17 protein-coding genes and 3 pseudogenes are annotated in these 20,018 nt (G+C 43.8%); 2 read left to right on the top strand and 18 right to left on the bottom strand.

The features are described from left to right. Positions 1–5: 5 nt before the first annotated feature. The 15 genes and pseudogenes from V7K67_RS20815 to V7K67_RS20750 form a co-directional block, all read right to left on the bottom strand. Positions 6–152: a DUF6760 family protein gene (locus V7K67_RS20815; protein ID WP_335168186.1), complete on the bottom strand. Its 147-nt coding sequence runs from the start codon at positions 150–152 to the stop codon at positions 6–8. Positions 153–172: 20 nt separating this feature from the next. Further along, positions 173–538 carry a phage tail assembly protein gene (locus V7K67_RS20810; protein ID WP_273770279.1) on the bottom strand — a complete coding sequence of 122 codons (366 nt, stop codon included), beginning with the start codon at positions 536–538 and terminating at the stop codon, positions 173–175. Beyond that, positions 538–975 carry a phage tail protein gene (locus V7K67_RS20805; protein ID WP_273770280.1) on the bottom strand — a complete coding sequence of 146 codons (438 nt, stop codon included), beginning with the start codon at positions 973–975 and terminating at the stop codon, positions 538–540. The genes V7K67_RS20810 and V7K67_RS20805 overlap by 1 nt, the downstream gene beginning before the upstream one ends. Positions 976–987: 12 nt before the next feature. Next, positions 988–2,118, bottom strand: coding sequence for a phage tail sheath family protein (locus V7K67_RS20800; RefSeq protein ID WP_335168184.1), 1,131 nt, complete (start codon positions 2,116–2,118; stop codon positions 988–990). Positions 2,119–2,178: 60 nt separating this feature from the next. After that, the gene (locus tag V7K67_RS20795) at positions 2,179–3,390 is read right to left on the bottom strand and encodes a phage tail sheath family protein (protein WP_335168182.1); all 1,212 of its coding nucleotides are present in this window, start codon (positions 3,388–3,390) and stop codon (positions 2,179–2,181) included. 71 nt (positions 3,391–3,461) lie between these two features. Further along, positions 3,462–4,070 (bottom strand): carboxypeptidase regulatory-like domain-containing protein, encoded by a 609-nt coding sequence (locus tag V7K67_RS20790; protein WP_335168180.1) that lies wholly within the window; start codon positions 4,068–4,070, stop codon positions 3,462–3,464. Positions 4,071–4,073: 3 nt separating this feature from the next. Beyond that, on the bottom strand, positions 4,074–4,646 hold the full coding sequence (locus V7K67_RS20785; protein WP_335168178.1) for a DUF4255 domain-containing protein: 573 nt from the start codon (positions 4,644–4,646) through the stop codon (positions 4,074–4,076). Next, positions 4,643–5,611: a hypothetical protein gene (locus V7K67_RS20780; RefSeq protein ID WP_335168176.1), complete on the bottom strand. Its 969-nt coding sequence runs from the start codon at positions 5,609–5,611 to the stop codon at positions 4,643–4,645. The genes V7K67_RS20785 and V7K67_RS20780 overlap by 4 nt, the downstream gene beginning before the upstream one ends. A gap of 63 nt (positions 5,612–5,674) precedes the next feature. After that, entirely contained in the window at positions 5,675–5,965 is a 291-nt protein-coding gene (locus tag V7K67_RS20775; RefSeq protein WP_273770286.1) for a hypothetical protein, read from the bottom strand. Positions 5,966–5,968: 3 nt separating this feature from the next. Beyond that, a pseudogene (locus tag V7K67_RS34470) lies at positions 5,969–6,025 on the bottom strand (hypothetical protein); the annotation flags it as partial. Between the two features lie 34 nt (positions 6,026–6,059). Next, complete coding sequence (locus V7K67_RS20770; protein ID WP_334726591.1) at positions 6,060–6,497, bottom strand: cupin domain-containing protein; 438 nt, start codon at positions 6,495–6,497, stop codon at positions 6,060–6,062. A 73-nt stretch (positions 6,498–6,570) separates the two neighbouring features. Next, a complete protein-coding gene (locus V7K67_RS20765; RefSeq protein ID WP_335168175.1) occupies positions 6,571–7,149 on the bottom strand; it encodes a DsbA family protein in 579 nt (192 codons plus the stop codon). A gap of 267 nt (positions 7,150–7,416) precedes the next feature. Continuing rightward, positions 7,417–8,046, bottom strand: coding sequence for a response regulator transcription factor (locus tag V7K67_RS20760; protein ID WP_334780415.1), 630 nt, complete (start codon positions 8,044–8,046; stop codon positions 7,417–7,419). Positions 8,047–8,115: 69 nt separating this feature from the next. Beyond that, positions 8,116–14,097: an AAA family ATPase gene (locus V7K67_RS20755; protein WP_335168174.1), complete on the bottom strand. Its 5,982-nt coding sequence runs from the start codon at positions 14,095–14,097 to the stop codon at positions 8,116–8,118. Between the two features lie 147 nt (positions 14,098–14,244). Then, positions 14,245–15,353 (bottom strand): ISKra4 family transposase gene (locus tag V7K67_RS20750; protein ID WP_335168172.1). Its coding sequence is split into 2 segments (ribosomal slippage): positions 14,245–15,176 and positions 15,176–15,353, totalling 1,110 coding nucleotides; the frame shifts between segments, so codons are not numbered across the junction. A 74-nt stretch (positions 15,354–15,427) separates the two neighbouring features. Here V7K67_RS20750 and V7K67_RS20745 point away from each other — a divergent pair. Then, a pseudogene (locus V7K67_RS20745) lies at positions 15,428–15,802 on the top strand (transposase); the annotation flags it as partial. 96 nt (positions 15,803–15,898) lie between these two features. Here the strand turns inward: V7K67_RS20745 and V7K67_RS20740 are convergent. Together V7K67_RS20740 and V7K67_RS20735 are read right to left on the bottom strand one after the other, a co-directional pair. Next, positions 15,899–17,515: a flavin monoamine oxidase family protein gene (locus V7K67_RS20740; RefSeq protein WP_335168170.1), complete on the bottom strand. Its 1,617-nt coding sequence runs from the start codon at positions 17,513–17,515 to the stop codon at positions 15,899–15,901. Positions 17,516–17,740: 225 nt separating this feature from the next. Continuing rightward, positions 17,741–18,145: pseudogene (locus tag V7K67_RS20735) on the bottom strand (DsbA family protein); the annotation flags it as partial. 466 nt (positions 18,146–18,611) lie between these two features. Here V7K67_RS20735 and V7K67_RS20730 point away from each other — a divergent pair. Beyond that, on the top strand, positions 18,612–18,770 hold the full coding sequence (locus V7K67_RS20730; RefSeq protein ID WP_273770129.1) for a hypothetical protein: 159 nt from the start codon (positions 18,612–18,614) through the stop codon (positions 18,768–18,770). Positions 18,771–18,977: 207 nt separating this feature from the next. On the opposite strand, the gene tnpC is transcribed toward V7K67_RS20730, so the two are convergent. Then, on the bottom strand, positions 18,978–20,018 hold a 1,041-nt coding region (gene tnpC / locus V7K67_RS20725), incomplete at its 5' end, for an IS66 family transposase (RefSeq protein ID WP_335168168.1).

Here is a 20,018-nt window from a genome sequence, read left to right as displayed (position 1 = left end):
AAACTTTATTGATTGTTTGCATTATTATTTAACTTACGATTTATCTTGGATATTTCCTCACACCAAATTTGGCGATCGCGATGTTCCATTTGCATGATGTCGTCATAAGACCACGGAAAATGATATGCAATAAAAGCTACCTCTTCATACAACTTGTCTAAGGGGTAGCCAACTATACTTCCCCCAGGTTGTTGTCCTCCACTTCATGCTCATATCCGCACTTCGGGCAGACTGTCTTAATATTTGCTGTGCCATCTTCGTTAATCCGACGGTAGAAGTCTTGCAGAAAAGCCATATCAGTCGCAAAAATCCCTTCAACAATTTTCGGATTGATTTGCTCCACCGAACCCAAACGGGTAATCACCCTAGATAAAAGGATGATAACTAAATAATTAGGGTTGCTCTGCACGCGGGGATCTTTCGTTGGTGCAATCTCGTCTAAGGCAGTTGCTAAACGCATCACCCCATCTCGGTGGAGATTGCCATCCGAGTCTACATAGCCACGAGGCAGAGAAAAAGCAAACTCTGTTTGTAGCATTAGCCTTTAGCTACTCCCTCGTGAGCAATTTCTAAAGTTTCAATTGCGACTTCGTTCGCTGTAGCATTGAAGCTAGCACCAGTCCATTTAGTGGGCCAAGCTTCCCGAAAATTCCAGCGCATCTTTTCTTCTCCGACATCATCTAAAAGAACAATCGACCCGTTTTTGCGCTCTACAGTGCCCTCTACAGCTTTAGTTCGCCATTGCCAGAGTTCTTGGTCATCAGTAATCCCATATTTTAGGGAAATATTTGAATACTTTACCAAACCAGTCAACTTGCGGACTGTGAGAAATTTCTCGTTACCTTCACGATATTCGATTGGATCTTGGGCAGAATCCAAACCGGAACATTCCCGAAAACCAGCACGAGTAATACCATCAATTTCAACTAAAAAGTTATATCCCTTCAATGGATCTTTGCGAACACCAGTTGCCATAATCAAACTTCCTTAATCTGTGATAGTGATGCCGTTAGCACTTTGGATAATCCGAACAATGATGAATTCACCCGGAACGGCTGGAGCTAAAGCAATCTCAATTGCCACGTTCCCTATATCTCTACTTTCCGGGGGGTTAGTTTCTTCGTCGCACTTGACGTAAAAAGCTTCCGCAGGTGAACGACCCTTCAGCATCCCCTGTTGAAATAAGTCATAGAAATAAGCGGTCAATTCCCGCTCGATATTTGCCCACAACTTGGTATCGTTGGGTTCAAATACCACGTCTGCCATATTCATCTCTAACCATCGCCTGACTGTCAGGAAGAGTCTACGCACGTTGACGTAGAGCCATTCCGGCTTTAAACTCAGTGTCCTCGCTCCCCAAACTCGAATGCCGCGTCCAGGAAATGCCCGCAGACAGTTGATATTTTCTGGATTCAGGTCATCCTGTTGGGTGTTGGTTAGGGTAATTTCTAGGTCGAGTACGCCCTCTAATATTTCGTTTGCAGGTGCCTTATGAACGCCAATGCGCTCATCACTACGGGCATACACACCAGCGATATGACCGCAAGGCGGAACAAAATAACCGCTCTCTTGGGGGCCGTCGGCGATGCGAATCCAAGGGTAGTATAAAGCACCGTGGTCTCCAGTTAATCTTTGCCGTTGTGCCTGAACTTGTTCGAGGTTCGCTCTCGGTAAGGAGTCCAAAATAGCAAAGCGATCGCCTAAACGACTGCAATGATTCAAAACGGCTGACTGCATAACCCGTACCCGATTACGGTCAATCTTTTCCGAAGGCTCAACCATAATATCCGGCGCACATACCAAATCAATGGTCTTGAGAGTTTCCAGGGCAGCTAGTCCCTCAGAGAGTGCATTTAAATCAGCGTCTTTGAGCCGCACCACATAACACAAGCTACCCCCATTTTGGAAGAATCCCCGCACGGCATAAGCCAAATAACTATTGGGCAAAGGTTTCCCAAATAACTGCTCGAACTCATACCAATACCTTAAAGGCTGAGGCTGATTAACGGCAATTGCAACATTTTCACAGAGTCCCAAAAACGCTGGTACACCTGTACCTAATCTAACCTTCGGCTCCGATAAAAAATATTCTTTATAGACACCTGGGGCTTTGTACATAGTTACCTTGTTATCCTATGTGGTGTTGCGATCGCGTAGCGTATCTTCTCTACGAGACGTTTAGCGAACGGCATCGCCTGAGTCATTAGCTTTTGATCCATCCCACTGACTAATACGGAAGATGACAAACTCGGCTGGTTTGACAACTGCCACACCAATCTCTGTCACAACCTGACCTAAATCTCTAACTTCCGGCGGATTAGTTTCTTCGTCACACTTGACATAAAACGCTTCTTGTGCAGTCTTGCCAAATAAAGCTCCATCACGCCAAACATTAGTCAGAAAAGCTGAAACATTGCGCCGGATTTTAGCCCACAGTTTAAAATCGTTAGGCTCAAAGACTGCCCACTGGGTACCTTCGTCAATGGATTCGCGCAGATAAAGAAACAAACGGCGAACGTTAATGTACTGCCACTCTGAGTCTTCTTTGCTCGCCAGAGTGCGGGCACCCCAAATTAGGATATTGTTGTTGCCGCTGAATTTGCGAATCACATTGATCCCATCTGGATTCAGCCCTGCTTGATCTGCCTTGGTGACATCAATCTCAACTCCTTCGGCACCACGAATTACCTCATTAGCTGGTGCTTTATGTATTCCGCGCTCGGTGTCAACACGGGAGTATACTCCAGCAATGTGACCACTAGGAGGGACATAAATATCCTTTTCAGTGATCGGGTCGAAAACCTTGATCCAGGGAAAATAGATAGCACCATAGCTACTATCTCTAGTTCCTCCTTGAATAGCCTCTTTAGTGAGATTGAAATTAGTAACTTCTTCATGCCGACCATCTAAAATTGCAAAGCGGTCTTGCAAATATGGGTCTTCGCAATGATCCAAAACAGCATTCTGGACTTCATCACTAACCGCACCAGGTACGATAACTATGGCAATTTCATCAATAGGCTTGAAGGTTTCTAAGGCTGCTCTGACATTTTCGGGATTGATTTCATCAGCGATGCGAGTTACCCAGCAACGGGTGCCACCATTGTTGAAAAAGCCGAATAGAGCATGAGCTAAGGTTGCATTACCCTCCTGAAAGTCGCCAAACCTTGTCTTGAACCTTTCCCAACTGGTAATCAATTGTGGCTGATTCACATGGGCTAGGGCGTAAGCTTCTGGTAGCTGAGTAGACGTTCCTGGCTTATTTGGCCTTGTGACATTATTATCCACATGACCGATAAACCCAGCAATACTCGTCCCGACACCAGCGATCGGCTTACTACCTGAGGATATCTCTTCAACATATACTCCCGGTGCTTGATATACGGGCATTGTCTCTAGTCCTCTGTTCTAAATTTTGCTCTAAATTAGGTTTAACATCGGGTGTTTACTTAGAGTAAGCATCATCCTTGTAAAACAAAGTTCAAAGGTGGTTGCAAATCTGTACTGGGATGACTGATTACTACTGATTGAGAAGTAGGTTGATAACCCTGTGCAGATACGATCACAATGCGCTTTATCTCTGATGATTCCAGCCCAATTAGTGAATATTGCCCTTTGTCATTACTAAATGTATTTTCTGTGTTGCCCTTTACCCGCACTTTTGCCATGAAAACAGGTTCACCATTCTGGTTGGATATATTACCCTTGAGGACAGTGATTGGCAGTTCCATGTCAGCAGCAGTCATGATGATTTTGCCCTCAATATTGGAGGGAACCGTAACGGTTATCATAGCTGTGCCGTAACGCCTAGCAGCATTTGGCAGTGATGCAGTCAAAGTATATTCCCCCTCAGGTAGATCCCAGAAATGGAAGTAACCATCAAAAGCAGTTCTAGTCAGGTAGGGGGAGTGATCGCCATGCTGCAAAGATTTCAGCCCAAGCCAGTGAGTGAAAGCATCAGGTGCTTTGGTAATCATAACCTCGACCTTGGCGATCGCTTTTTTGGTTTGGGCATTCGTTATCTGTCCAGCGATCGCTACTTGATGTCGAATTAGTTGCCACTGTACCATAGACTAAACCTCACTTGAACCATGCTTTAGGCGGAACTGAGCATCTGTTACCAGTGGTGTTTCCACAGACAAAGACGGCTCTACACCAATAGTCACGGTGTAATTGAGAGATGCTTTCGGCTTACCTCCCAGTGCCTGCCAGAATTCGCCTAAACTTTGCAAGCGACCAGGTTGTAAACTACTCGTTGGTAATGGTGGCTCTTGCCCTGCCAGACTGCCTTCGAGTACGCTTTCTGGCAGATTTGGATGCCGCAATAGCACCTTCATCACCTCACCCAGCAAACTATGTTCACTCAAAACATCACCTGACCAGGCAGTTACCAAATAAGAACAGTCCACCCTTACTAAAGGCGATTGTCTGCGAGCAACACCATTACTTTGTCGCTCTACTAACCACTCATTGCTGCGTAGTTCTAAGTTCTCCCGCACGTCATAGAGAAAGAAATCAACTGTTCTTTGATTCGGATGAAATTTATCATCTGGCGTATCGAAGACAACCGTTACTTCTTCGGAAAAAATACCTAACAATTCCGCCTCAAGAAGTTTTTTGAGGCTATTATCCAAATCTTTGATCATACCAGTTCATTTGTCATCCAAGAAGCTTTCGCGGGGATTCTTTCTGATTGCTCCGCTGTTTTTACAAACGATGAACTATCCTCGTAATTTTCTTCTTGTTGCTCAATATCCTGTGCCTCCCGAATAAAGTGCTCCCTACGGCTATCCTTAAACTTCTCATAGCTATCACGAGCCTTCTTTTCCCTTTCTGCAATTTCCAGCGAATTCTTATACCAATAGAAATATTTATACACCGCTAGACAATATTTCCGCAAATCTTCTGTCAACTCACTCTTTAACCATTCAGGCTCCTTTGTATTCAGTTGTTTGACCTCGTGCAAAATATCAGCGTATTCTAAGCTATAGGCATACAGCGCTTTATAATTTTCTTTGTCAAGCAAGGGTTCTGCCTTCTTGTATAAATCGTCAAGCTGCTTAAACCAATTGTTAACTATGTCCTTAAATTTTTTATTAATTTCAAAATTTTCTCCTGCCCTCTTTTTCAGTGCTAGCGCTTCCTCGCGGCGACAGTAGTTACCATTTTCTAATTCTTTCCAGGCAGATTTCCATTGGTTATTGAAATTGTCTTCCACTTCCTCATAGGATTGCTCTCTCAGTTCATTTATAGCTTTTCGGATTTCTGCACCAGGGTTATCATTGTCATTAGTCCAGTTATGGAGCTTTTTGTAGTTTTCTTCAACCTTCGGTAACTGTACTCTCAGAAAAGTTGAAAAGTACTCCTTTTGATAATCGTCAACAACCTTGGGAATTTCTTCTCTGTATCCTTTTTCGAGAATGTCAATATCTTTTTTTAACTCCTTGGTTGCTTCTGAATCTGGACTCTCTTTCTGTTCTTGCAGAAGCAATTTTTGCATTTGGTGAAGCAGACGAGCAATTGTCGGCTCTTTGTCGAGGTGCCTCACATGTTTAACTTCACAAGAGTCGTTGTCATAAATGACAGTAATCGTAGTCGCTTCGATTCTCATATAAAAACCTTCCTAGAGTAAATAGTACTTAAACATTAATTGAATCATTCAAGTTGCCACAATTTAACTATGCCATCGTCTGCTGCGGTTGCAAACATCTTGCCATCGGGATGCTACACTCCAGACATCCTTCTCCTTATCGTTATAAGTACAAGTGTTGGAAGCGTTAAAAACGCAACGACTTGTACTTGTAGGTCGGTTAGAAGAATTCTCCAAGTTCCATACATAAACAGTACCCTTTGCTCCAGTAGTAGCCAGCAGCTTGCCATCTCGGCTAAAACTAATGCTTTTGACCTCGCCTTGGTCTGTATTCCATATTTTAAACTTTGTTAATTCCTTGTCCTCGCGTTGCACATTCCATACACCGACAGTGCCGTTTGCTCCAGCAGCAGCTAATCGTTGACTGTTGGGGCTAAAGCGATTTTGCTATCCTTGAGCCAACATCACCTCATGCCGAGGGTAAGGTTCCGGGCGGTCCCAGAATTTCGTCGCCGATCTCGGTGGAAATGCGATCGAACACCTCCATGTCCGGTGCTTCTGTCTCATCCTCTGTACCAACTGCTGCGATTAGCCGAGCAAAACCACTTGGCGCAGCAACCACCAACCCGCGAGCTGGCTGATCGCTGAGTGCAGCGACTACGTGGGGTGTGCCAGCAGGAATCAGAAAGCTTTCACCGGCATTCAGCACAACCTTGTTTTCACCCGCCCAGACCGTGAACTCCCCTTCTAGGACGTAGAGTTGTTCGGAATAGCGCGTGTGGCGATGGGGGGGTGTTTGTGTGCCGGGAAGAAAGTAGCCTTCGATCAGATCGTACTGACCTCCTGTAGTGGTGTGATCGGCAATGATGTTGAGGCGAGTGCCAAAAAGCCAGAGAGATTGTGCCATTAGATTGCTCCTGTTGATTAATTGCTTGCGTAATCAGCTGTAATTTTAGTTGTGTGGTTAAAAACGAAGAAACTTAATGACTTGCAGTGATAATAGCTGCCATCAACTGCTCAATTTTCCAGCGATGCCTGCGGCGGGCTACGCCTACGCTATATCGAATTCCATTAATAAATAGTGCTGGGGCAGCCGTTACTCCACTGTTTAATCCACTTTGAATATCTTCATTGATGCGATCAATGTAGACTTTTTTGGATATATCTTGCAGAAATTGGGAAATATCAAGTCCTAGATTATTGGCATACTCCACCAGATAGCCGTTTCCCAACTCTTGTTGATGGCTGAACAGCATTTCATGCATTGGCCAAAATTGACCTTGGACAGCAGCCGCTTCAGCAGCTTCAGCCGCACGTTGAGCATGAGAATGAATCTGTACCTGTGGAAAATGACGGAAAATGAAACACAAATAATTCTCCCCCAAAGAAACACTAAGCTGTCGTCCAATGACTTTAATCAGCCTGTAAACGTCCGCACTTTGAGAACATTCATAGTCCCCATACATCACCAGCACTACTGTGGCATTCAGCACACCTTTTATGTGATCTTGTGTTGAAGGTCGGACGAATAACAAACTGCGAACGCGGTCAAAACTCACTGATACCTCCGACGGTTGTATGCTCGTCGCCAGTGCTGAATAGACAACCCTCTTTCTACTTTATTTGTGTAAAAGAAACTTATATCTTGCAACTAAATTGCTATCAATGTTTGCCTGAATTAAATATATGCAATTAACTCTAACTTGTCGTCCCCTATAAGTTGAAACTTTTGCTCAATAGAGTGATTGATAAAGCAGTCCATCTCAATATCTAAGGTTGGCTCCAACTAAAGTTGGAATCTAAATTTGAACTTTAGTACAACTTCCTTACAAATTGACAATCCCTCGTTTAACAGCAATAATCACGGCTTGAGTGCGATCGTTGACTCCCAACTTACTTAAAATTCGATTAACGTGAGATTTGACAGTGCTTTCACCGATACTCAAAGTAGTGCTAATTTCTAAATTACTCATTCCTTGCGCCATTAAACGGAGTACATCTAGCTCTCGCTCACTCAGTTCTGGATTGCTCATCCTCTGCACCAGTTTTGCCCCGACTGCTGGTGGAATATACTGCTGACCGCGATGAATTGTGCGAATGGCACTCAGAAGTTCGTTGGGTTTAGCATCTTTGAGCAAATATCCTTTAGCGCCTGCCTGTAATCCGCGATAAATATCTTCATCACCATCATAGGTTGTCAGCACAACAATTCGGGCAGCAATAAATTCAGCACAAATAGCAGTAATGGCTTCAACTCCTGCTATCTGGGGCATTCGTAAATCCATTAGCGTTACATCTGGTTGGTATTCACGAAAGAGAGCGATCGCCTGTTGTCCATTTTCTGCTTGAGCAATCACTGTCATCTCTGGATCGCGGTTAATGATGGTTGTCAATCCTTGCCTGACAATGGAATGATCGTCAACAATCAGAACCCGAATATTCGTTGATTGGCTCATAATTATGAAGAATTAGAAATTGAGCTACTACAGGTTACGTTTGTAACCAGTGCATTTCTAATAATATTCTCACTCTCGATTTACAATGACAACAATTTCTGTTCCTTGCCCAGGTTGGCTCTGAATATTCAGTTGCGCTCCAAGATGTTCTGCCCTCTCGCTCATTCCCAGCAATCCAAATCCGCCAACAGATGGGATCGTACCAACCCCAAAACCTCGTCCATCGTCTTTAACGCGTAGAATACATTGGGCATTGTCATATACCAACTCAACACGAATTTCCGCAGCATCAGCGTATTTTATGGCATTGGTTAATGCTTCCTGTCCAATTCGTAGTAAGTTATTTTCAACCTCAGATGGCAGGTAATAGGCTGTGCCTTTGATTTCGTAGATTAGAGCGGTATCGGCAGCAGCTCTCATTTGAGTCACAAGGCGATGAAGGGCACTATGTAAATTGCCATCCTCCAATAGCTGAGGACGAAGCGCTACCACCGATCGACGCGCCTCAGCAAGTCCGGTTCGTGCTAGTTCATCAATTATTTCCAGGTGTGCCTGTGTCGCTTCTATATCGTCCGCGAGCACTTGCGTTGCAGCTCCTACTTGAACAAGAATGCCTGTGAAGGACTGGGCTAGCGTATCGTGAATTTCTCGTGCCATGCGGTTGCGTTCTTCCAGAATTGAGGCGGCTTCGGCACGTTTGCGATCGCTAATGTCAATGACCAGACCATAGTATCCTTTCACTTGGGCATTGGGACTAAAATCGGGGATGAAGGTTGTACTAATATACTTTTTGCCAAATGGATAAAGAATCTCTGCTTCATAGGTTGTAATTTGACCTGCTTGCACTTGATTGATGTACGGTTCAGTAATTCGATAAGCCGTCTCACCTAAAAGTTCACGAACAGACTTACCTAGAATTTCATCTCGACTACAGACAAACCATACCTCATAAGTCTGGTTGATAAACCGATAGTGCCCATTTGCATCTACATAGCTGATCAAAGCAGGTAGAGCATCGGTGATCAACCGTAATTCCTGTTCTCGCTCGCCCAGTGCTGCTTCGCTTTCCTGTAAAGCCGCTGTTCGTTGGGCTACCTGTTGCTCTAATGTGCGGTTATAGTCGGCTAGCAGTCGCTCGGCTTGTCTGCGCTCCGTGATGTCTTGAACGGCTGTAATCGCATAAGCCACGTTGCCCTGCTCATCAAATACTGGAGTTCCCCATGCCTCAACTGGAATTGTTACGTTATTTCGGCGAATTTCTGAATCGTCGATCCTAGTATGTTCGCCGCTCAACGCCCGCATTACTGGCAATTTCTCAGTTGGATACTTTTGATCCGTTCCTGCTAAATAAATTTCATAAACCTCTGAGATTTGATCCAGTGTTACAGAAGGATCTATCCCTTTGCCCAATAGCTGAATTGCCCGTTGATTGAAGTAGTAAGGACGACCTACCGCATCCATGATTCCAATTCCTATTGGAATCGCTTCTATAAACTGAGCCATCTTACTTTCGCTTGCACGGAGCTTTGAATAAAGTTTGGCATTTTTAATCGCAATAGCTGCCTGGGATGATAACAAATTAAAAACCTGCGATCGCTCTGGTGTAAATGCTCCAGATGCTAATTTATTTTCTAGATACAACACGCCCACGAGCTTACCTTGATTGAGCAGAGGCAAACATAAAATTGATTGAGTTTGATTCTGTTGAATATATGGCTCATTAATAAAATTACCTTCACAAGTAGCATTATTTAAGATGACAGATTCATGAGTACGAATAACATAATTAATAATTGATTCAGGTAGATGATTTGCAGTTGGGATAGATTGCAGCACTTGTGTAGCATAGACATTCTCACCCTCATTAAGTTCAATAGACGCTTCAATCACCCATTGTCCTAAGTTTTCTAAAATCAGAGAACCTGTTTGTGCGCCAGCATTTTCGATTAAAATCTTCATCAAGGAACTGAGTAGCTTATCCAGTTCAATTTCACTCGAAATCGCAAGGGAAGCTTTCATCACCGCAGCTAAGTCGAAAGCAATGGGTGAGTGATTAGAGGGGGTGACAGAAGTTTTGTGGATTGGCGTGTGAGCCATGCCCGACGGCTGAGGAAAGAACTGTGGGTAGCGAGTTTCTAAATCTTTCACCTTCGCCGTTGCTCCCCAGCGATCGTAGCAGTAGTGTGCCTCTTTCATATAGGTTTGGGCAAACTTTCCCCTACCACGAGACAGGTAAAATTTGGCAGCTAATTCATAGGCTAAGGCTTCTTCTTGCAGATACTCATTGTCTCTGGCACCTTGAATTGCTTGTTCGTACAACTCTTCTGCCTCAAGCAACTGACCTAAAACTCGTGCTTTCTCTGCCTCGACTAAATAATATTTATGCAAATGGTTCATGGGTGCATAATGTGCCCATTGCTTCATCTTCTCCTGGCTAAGAGCGACTTTTTTGAGGATTTCCGCCCACACTTCAGCACTGCTTTCGAGATATGTTGCGAGCCTTGCTAGCGAATCATAGAAATAGTACAGTGGTATAAGGGGTAGTGCTGTAACGTAACTCAAATGACTTTCCGCTAGAGCTGAACTTTCAACGGCTTGAGCATACTTAGAAAATAGATAGTATAGGAACAGCTTGTTGAAATAGACGATAAAGATTGTGGTTCCATCATTTGCGACTTGGTGTCGTGGTAGTCTACTCTCTTCATTGTAGAATTCGCCAACTAGACGAGTTGGATTGATCGAACGTTCCATCAAGTTTGAGACAGTCTGCTGAAATATTTGAATCCAGTTGAGTGCTGTTTCATGCTTAATTTGACGGATTGCTTCACTGTATGTCCTCATCTCGCATTCAACATTCACAAGTTCCTTTCCGATCACAAAGGATTGAAAGCAGTAATTATAAGCGCTGTAGGCAGCAAACTCAAAATCCCCCGTTTCTAGTCCACCTTGGTAGGCTTCTAGTAATGGCTTCAAGAGTTCTCCATTATGTTCTTTCCAGTGGATGATGAAGTTATTTACGATGTTCAAAGTCCTAGCTTTAAGTGAATGGGAGTTCAACCGTGATAACATCCCTAAAGCAAGCTGTCCAAACTGGTAGCCAGACTCGATGTTTCCAACCAGCCCACAAAGAATTAACCCAAAATTGGCATACGCAAAAGGAGACACAAATGAATTGCCATACTGAATCGACAAATTGATCTGTTTAGACACCAGTAAAGGCATCAAATTAGGAGCAGCAATGTAGGCAGCACCCATTATTCTTGATAGGATTCTCATCGCCGCCAACCTGTTCGGCTCGCTCATCTCCGGCAAATGGATCAAGTCTGCGATCGATGTTTCCTGGAGGCAGGAGAAGATTATATCTAATTCGAGATGAATATCTGATGAGTTGGGCGTATCGGGAAACATAATACCCAATTGCTGCAAAACTTGCAATCCTGTATCAATTGCCTTCAATAACTGACCCTGCGCCATGTCAGTTTGAATTTTGACTTCATAAACTCTTACAATGTCGAGAATTGTTTTAGCTTCTTCTAGAACGATCGCCGCCCAATATTCCACCTGCTCAAACTCGCTACACAAGAACTCGACTTCTGTTGTTTCTACATATAGCTCTAAGGTCGGGTCATAGTTTGTTTGCCAGCTAGAGGCTGCCAGCCATGTTCTGCCTATGGCTAAATAATTTTGAGCCATGCTATGGGCGATCGCTGCTTTTGCTTTCTGTCCTGCCATCAAATTTAATCTAGCAATTTCATTGCGTTCTGGTTGATCTGCAACAAGCTCAATCCCATGATTAAGATGATCGACAATTTCAAACAGCCTGTCTGATATTCGCTCTGGCAAAGTTTTTCCTAGTAGATTGCGACCAATTTGGAGATGAACAACTTGTTTGTGCGACTCATCGATCAAAAAGTATGCTGCTTGCTGCACGCGATCGTGCAAGAACTTATACTCTTCAATCAACAAGTCCTCATCTAATTCAGATAGGGGTTGAATGAATTCACCTTGTATGGCTGCCAGTAAATCCAGGAAAACCGTTTTAGGTGATTTCTCACAAACAATCGATAGCGTCTCTAAATTAAATTCAGCCCCGACACAAGCGGCTAAACGGAGAATTTGCTGTGTGACATCTGGTAGTTTCTTTAGCTTAATCAGCATCAACTCCACGACGTTATCGGTGATATCTTGGGCTTGGATCTGAGCTATGTTCCACTGCCAACTTAAGTCTTCAGCATCAAAGGTCAATAAATTTTCGCTATGCAGCATTCTCAAAAATTCACTGACAAAGAAGGGATTACCCTCAGTTTTACGCAACACCAACTCAGCTAACGCATGAACGGTGTCTGCATTCCGATGTAGCGTCTCGGCAATTAACTGACTCAATGGCTCAAGCGTTAATGGTGTTAGGATAATTTCCTGAAGCATTGCCCCTTGTTTTCGCAGTCTCTCTAGCATTAATGCTAATGGATGCGTTGGATTTACTTCATTATCTCGATAGGCTCCAATCAAAAATAGTGATTTGGTTTGCTCATCCAGCAGCATCAACTCGATTAACTTCAGCGTTGCTGAGTCTACCCACTGCAAATCATCTAAGAAGATCGCAAGGGGATGTGACTCTGAACAAAACACCTGCACAAACTGCTGAAAAACTCGATGAAAGCGATTTTCAGCTTCAGTTGCTCCAACTTCTGGTACAGGTGGCTGCTTGCCGATAATTAATTCAACTTCCGGGATCACATCAATGATGATTTGTCCGTTGTTTCCCAAAGCTGTAAGTAAGAGCGATCGCCACTGTTGCACTTGCTCGTCTGGTTCACTGAGCAATTGCTGTACCAATTTTTGCAGAGCATCTGCGATCGCGCTGTAGGGAATATTGCGCTGAAATTGATCAAATTTACCAGAGATAAAATAGCCGCGCTTTTGGGTTATTGGTTTATAGATTTCCTGCACTAACGCAGATTTTCCAATGCCAGCATAGCCAGATACTAACATCATTTCGACTTGGAATTTTGGTTTGCCTCTTTGTTCCCTTTGTGAAGTTGTTTCTGAATTGTTTGGTAAAGCAGCAACGTGATTTTCTTCTGGACACGCTACGCGATCAAACGCCGCTAGTAACATTGCAACTTCCTTGTCCCGTCCATACAGTTTTTGGGGAATTTGAAACTGACTCGAAGCGTCTTGAAGCGCCAGTTGAATACTAGAGATTTGACCGATTTCTTTTAATTGGTCAGCACAGATTTCTAAATCTGCTTTAATGCCCCAGGCACTCTGATAGCGTTCTTCTGCATTTTTCGCCATCAGTTTCAGAATTATATCTGAAACTGGCTTGGGAATCGTTGTATTTATTTCATCAGGTGGAATAGGATGTTTGGCAATATGACAATGGACTAGCTCAAGTATATCTCTGGTGGGAAACGGCAGATGTCCGGTTAGCAGTTCGTAGAATGTCACACCAAGGGAGTAAAAATCTGTGCGGTAATCGAGTAAACGGTTCATCCGCCCGGTTTGCTCTGGAGATAGGTATGCGAGTGTCCCTTCTAAAACATGAGGACTTTTGAAAGTCGGATTCGTGCGGTTAAATTGGGTGGCAATTCCAAAGTCAATAATTTTGACAACGCCAGTATCCAGATTGAGGACTATGTTTCCAGGGTTGATATCTTTATGAATGACATTGGCTGCATGGATTCTGCCCAGAATGTCGCTTATAGCGATCGCAACACCGAGAAAAGTGGATAAGGGCATGGGGCAAAAGATATCTGGGCGCTTGTGCATCCATTGCTCTAGGGACTCTCCGCCAAAATCTTCTAAAAGAATCATCAGAGTGCGTTGATAATCCTGCTGGCTGTATGCCTTGATAACTCCTTCTAAATTTAGGGAGCGGGTAATTTTATATTCCTGTCTGTAGCGAGTCAGTTCTTGGGAAGAGGGATAATCAAGCTTTAGCATTTTGACGATGATGGCTACTCCATCGTCTCTGATGCCTCGATACACTAGAGAATTAGAACTTTCGTATATCTTGTCCTGGATGGCAATACCAGGTAGAGCAATCATAAAGTTTCTCCGAAGAGTCTGATCTGGCATACCTCAAACTATACAGCAATTATCATTCCGAAAATAATTACTTACTGGTTGGCAATACCTTCGCCAAAAAAAAGAGTATGAAGAGAGAAAGGGGAGCATCTCACTTTTTGAAATGGCTCAAACTGACAGTAATCTATTGAGGTAAGCAGAGCGATGAGCCAGGACTTGAGGAACATTTTCTCGTTTCCATTGTGCCCCAGAAATCTTTGTTCGACGGTCAATCTGTTTAACGGCAGATTCAACTGAACCAGAACCAATTGAACAAATTTGTTCAGCTTGATGATATTCGTAGTTAATAATGCGTAGGCGTAGCCTGCCGAAGGCATCGCGATGCTTATCAAGATAACCGCAAAAGTTTTGTACTTCTTTACTCTTACAATCAGCGAATAAAGCTTTGGTTGCCTCAACCTGACCTTTCCATAGTAGAGCTTGTGCTTGTTTCAAGCGTTTTTGTGAACCCCCAACTTTATGGAGGTTTTCTATCAAATGGAACCAATCAAGCACTTCTCGACGTTGTACATCAGGGGCTAGTTGGTCAACTATATTCCAAATACCATCATGTCCATCACCGATACAAGTAACTGTGCTAGCCAGTGATTGAGCGTTAACCCAATCAATCACAATCTGATTATTCCGAAATGAAGTTCCAAGCATTCCGAGATGATGTAAGCTAATCACTTTATAGCCAAGCCATGCACATATTTGACCTTTAGGAGTTCGTACACGAATGTTTCCACCATCAACACTTAATTTTTCAACTGTGTCTTCTTGCATTGGCAAGTCAAAGTTCTGACGATGTACTAATCTTTGTTGGCTGCTGTGGGAAACTTGCACGCCAGTAAAATACTTGATGTCTGATGCTGCATCTTCATAGCTAACATTCGCACTTACCCTTAAACAACAAGTTTCTAGGTATGGACTTAGTTGAGTACTTGGTGCGACTTCTAATTCAATGGCTTGTTTGCTCGTTATTGGTAACTCTCCAAGGATACTTTTGAGCTGTCGTTGGTATCCTGCGGTTGTTCCTGTAACCGTTTCGATAAAAAAACCCCTACTTCTGGCATAACGTGCTTTTGCATTTGGCTCCGCACTGCTTCTTCAATCCCTGCAAGATTTGTGAGCTTTTCTTTTGACGTATCTTCGTACAATATTTTAGCGTTGGCGTAGCCCGCCGTAGGCATCGCCTGAATGTGTTCTTGAAGAGCTTGCTTTTGTTCTGGGGTCATCGGTAAGTAAATACACTCGTCTTACTTATCCTGACTGATTTTCGCTTTCTTTGCAAAAAACTGGGATGCTCCCCCTTGAATTGTCATCTGAGAAGATAATCGACTACTACAAACTCCGTTTCCAAATCGAGTTCAATTTTCGTGATGCTAAACAGTTTTGGGGGCTGGAAGATTTTATGAACTTAAGGCAAACTGCCGTGACTAATGCTGCTAATTTAGCATTTTTTATGGTTAATTTATCTCATCATCAACTTTTAAATTTTCGCCTCCTTAATCCCGACTCTGGCATTCTCGATCTTAAAGCTTACTATCATGGGTTTCGATATGTTCGTGAAATGTTAAAAATGCTTCCTGAAATCCCTGAGCCTATTTTATTAACCCAGATTTTTGCCAAGCTTACTTCTTTAGGACGTATTCATCCCGTTTCTTGTGGCGTTGAACCCTCGTAAATTGGCAGAGGTATTGTTATAACTGCGTTTTTGCAAAAATATCAAAGTTTTGTCTCAAAACTTTGAACACTCTGGCTTTGGAATTTTCGGACAGGTCTATTTATTCACTATCGGTTGTAAATGCAACTGTTCTTCAAGTATTATATAGGCTGTTTCCAATGCACCTTCTACCCATCCCTGCTGAGTGGACCACGCCTCACCGCATATATACAACGATGCTTCAGGTAGGGGGCGCTGTATCCTTCGCATCACCTGTTTAGAATCAAACCCAATCTTCCAAAAATGCCAACCCCCACCGAAAGGGCCTTGTGTCCAGTCTCGAAATACGGCTGCATAAGGCGGAATAATGAAAGGATCTGTTCGCGGATTTTGTACGGGTAAGTCAGCCAGTCCATGCAGTTTGCGGAGTTGACGTTGCATTTCCTGAACCATCGCCTCTGGCGCAAGTGAATTATTTAAGTCGTCCCCAGTGGGAATAGCAACACCTGGTGGTTGCGCGTGCAGTGGAGGCTGATATTGGTTCGAGTCACGCGCAAGTCCAGCCCAGAAATTGACACTTGTTCCGTCGCAATAGCTAGACATCAGCACAGAGTTCGAGTTCCGCTCTGCTGGGTCAGCGGTGTGCCAGTAGTAGCATTGCCGCAACGGTAGATCAGTGACGGAGCGTCCTGCTGTGATTTGTCTAGCCGTTTGCCACCAGGGATGGCTATAGGCTGCGTATAGTCTGAGAGCTGGCTGTGCTAGCACTGCCTTGATATCGCTCTCAAACGTACTTGAATCGAAGATAAAGCTGTCGGGATGAAGCATCTCGATCGCTTTCTGAGGCAATGCCATAATGACATGCTGGGCTTCGTACACAACTTCCTTGCCCAAAATACGTCGACCGGAAATCTCTGAAGAACTTTGTCCTTGATCAAAGATTAGACGGATGGTCTCGCTGGACTCATTGCGATCAAGACGGTGCAGACGGTGTGACTTCAAAACCTTACCACCTGCTGCCTTGAATTCCTCGCTAAGAACACGGGGAAGCTCTTCATACCCTTTTTGCAAGCGATAATACTTGGCATCCGGAGCAAAATCCGCTAGCACAAACGGAATTGCCTCAGCAGCATTCCAGTTGCTGACAATACTTTCGTATCCTCCTACATCGCGGATTAGCTGGTATGCTTGATCGCTCAACTCATCCAGCAGCAGGTTCCAAAAGCCGATGTTGCGGTAATACTCTGGATGCTGGTGGAGACGGTCCTGATGGCGCAATGCCACCTTTGTCAGAAGTTCTGGCACCGATCGAATACGCTCGCCGCTTTCCAATCGATAGGGCGGATCGAACCCTGGTCGGTTCCAGTCGGATCCAGTGGAATGGTATCCGCGAAGATAGAAAAGGTTCTTACCATCGGGATCGGACATTGGCAGCTCTTCTTTATCAAGTCCAAAGTGTTTCACCAGCTTCGCTACGCGCTTATGACTTTCGAGAAAGCGCGCACCACCAAGCTCTACCGGAAGAGCGACACCAGGAAGAGATACTGAGAATAAACGCCCTCCGATGCGGTTGCTAGATTCAAACAGACCTACACGCAGCCTTTCGTCCGGGCGCTGCTTAGCGAGAGGTGCAAGAATCGGTCCGAGTTGCTCAATTGGAGTTCGCTGGAGTCGCCAGGCACAATAGGCACCTGACACACCTCCGCCCACAATAGCGACATCAAAGTCATGCATTTGTGTACCACCTCAAGTTGATTGTTAGCCAAAATTAAGTTCCGAAGGCTTTCTCTACATTGACTTGTTTAAGAATTGTTACGCCAGATAGGAGCCGACCGCCGAACGCTTGCGCGTCCCACTCCAGATATGTTTGCAGCATCAGGTATGATCGCCTTGCTAATCGGAGCTGCTGCGTACTTTTTATTCAAATCACTCGTCTTTTCACCGACATCTGAACTCCTATTTAGATAAATCCTGCAAAAATTGAGAAATATCAAGTCCTAAACGATTGGCATACTCCACTAGATAACCATTTTCCAACTCCTGTTGATAAATAAATAGCATTTCATGCATTTGCCAAAACTGCCCTTGAGCCGCTGCTGCTTGTGCGGCTTACGCTGCCCGTTGAGCATGTGGATGAATCTGTATCTGAGCAAAATTACGGAAGAGAAAACCTAAATTGTTTTCTCCAAATGAAACCTGCAATTGCTGTTGAGCAACTTTAATCAATCGATAGACGTTGGCACTTTGAAAACATTCATAATCTCCATACATGACGAATACTACAGTAGCATTCAGTACACCTTGGATATGATCCTGGGTTGAAGGCGGAACGAATAGAGAACGATTATCATGGTCGTAAGTCATCTTTCGGTTTGTATTAAGCAAACTTAAGCCTCACAAACCAACTGCATCAACATCGCTATGGATTTAATATAGAGAATCTACCCTCTCTTGTCGTCCACTCTGGGTTGATATTTTTGTACAATCAAATGATGGATGAACCTGTCCATCTCGCAGTGGAAAGTTGTCTCCAACTTTAGTTGGAGACAAAAGTAAATCTAAAAACAATACACTGAAGGGGTGACAAAGCAGGACAAACGCATCTAAATGTAGCACATGTGTACTAATGAGAGATTTTGGCAGCAATGTAAGCGTGAAACTGACTTTTCACGGGATGTGGAAAACGATTACCAGCCATCAAGTTAACCAAAAAATTAAATGGACTACGATGACGAGAGTGTTCTATTTGACATATATTTTTCGTAACCGTTCACAGGATTTGAAACGCTACCGTGAAAAATAGGTACATACAGATGGTAGATTAAGAGGCATGGATGAAAACTGCCTCATTTACGGGATTGAAATTTCCGACTCCGATTGGGAAGGAACTCCAGCCAGCGTCAGACAGGTGGTGGAGAAGATGGGGCAGCATATAAAACAATCAGACAAAGAATTGGCTGACTTAAACCAAGTAATAAATGCTGCTTAATTTCCATATCTCATATCCGGTTATTTACCTCTATTTAGTGCGATGAAGTCTCTGGAATTGTAATCGTTCATGGGGTTAATTAGTTGCTGAAATCGGGCAAAATATAATGAGTGAAGAAGCTACAGCGATTAAACACACAAGCTCATCGATGAAAATTAAGACGAAATCATCTCGGAAGACACGTAATGTATAGGAAGCATTTATGACTTAATCAGCAGTAGGAACTTTGGGAAGTAAGGATGGGGTTGGTTGACTAGAGCGGACAGCACTGATGGCTGAAGTCATAAACTCCAAAACATTCCGACGCTGAGATTTAAGGGTAGTCACAACAGTCAACATTCTTTGCACAAAAGTACTACCAGCTTGGGATTGAGAACCAAAACTAGTCCGTCGCCAGATTACAGCCGGACGAATAGCACGTTCAGCAGCATTATTTGTGGGTTCCGCGCCTTCAACCTGGACAAATAACCATAAAGCGGGTTCAACCTTTAACAGTTGGCGACAAGTGCGAACAGTTTTTGCCAGTGGCGTTTTCTCTTGAGAGCCAATCTCATAATCTGTCGCCTGTTGTAAAGTAGATTTGAGGGAGTGACGAATTGGTTCAACTGCCTTTTTGAAATCACATCGAGTTAAAGTTCCATCTCTGACTTGATACCAAAGCTCAAATAACTTTTCTTGTTGTTTCAGAAGTGCTGTGCCAATTTCTGTTGATGCCCCTGTGCGCTCGGATATTTTGATAAACTCACGTGTAAGGTGCGCCCAACACAGTTGTCGCTGCTCAATGCTGACCCAATTGTATGCTCCGTAACGATCTGAGTTTAAAATTCCATTAAAGGTTTCACCTAACAAATCTTGCGCCGCAGATGTACATCGGGTGAGTGTAATTTGAAAGAATGTGACTAATGGTGTCACTGCCACCCACAACCAGGCTTGACTTTTTTTGGCGTTACATCCATCCATATTTCCTTGAGAGAAGCTTGTTTCATCCGCTCCTACGACCGCAGCATTCTGAACGTAGGTTTTCGCTTCTGCTACCGCCAACTCTAGGGCCGTACTCGCCTCCATTCTCAGTTTATTGATTGTTCCCAAGCTGAGTCTGATGTCAAATATTTCCTCCATTGCTGTTTTCACCATTCTCTGACTATGGCGATACAGTCCACTTAATACCGCAACAAGAGCTACTACTCTTGTTCCATAATGATTTGGCTCTACATCTGCTGGCAATTTTGCTCTTGTACTTTTACCACA

This window comes from Nostoc sp. (assembly GCF_036917155.1).
In the GTDB taxonomy this organism is placed as follows: Bacteria; Cyanobacteriota; Cyanobacteriia; order Cyanobacteriales; family Nostocaceae; genus Nostoc.
The sequence above is the reverse complement of the archived record's forward strand: the minus strand, read 5'-3'. Positions and strand labels throughout refer to the sequence as shown.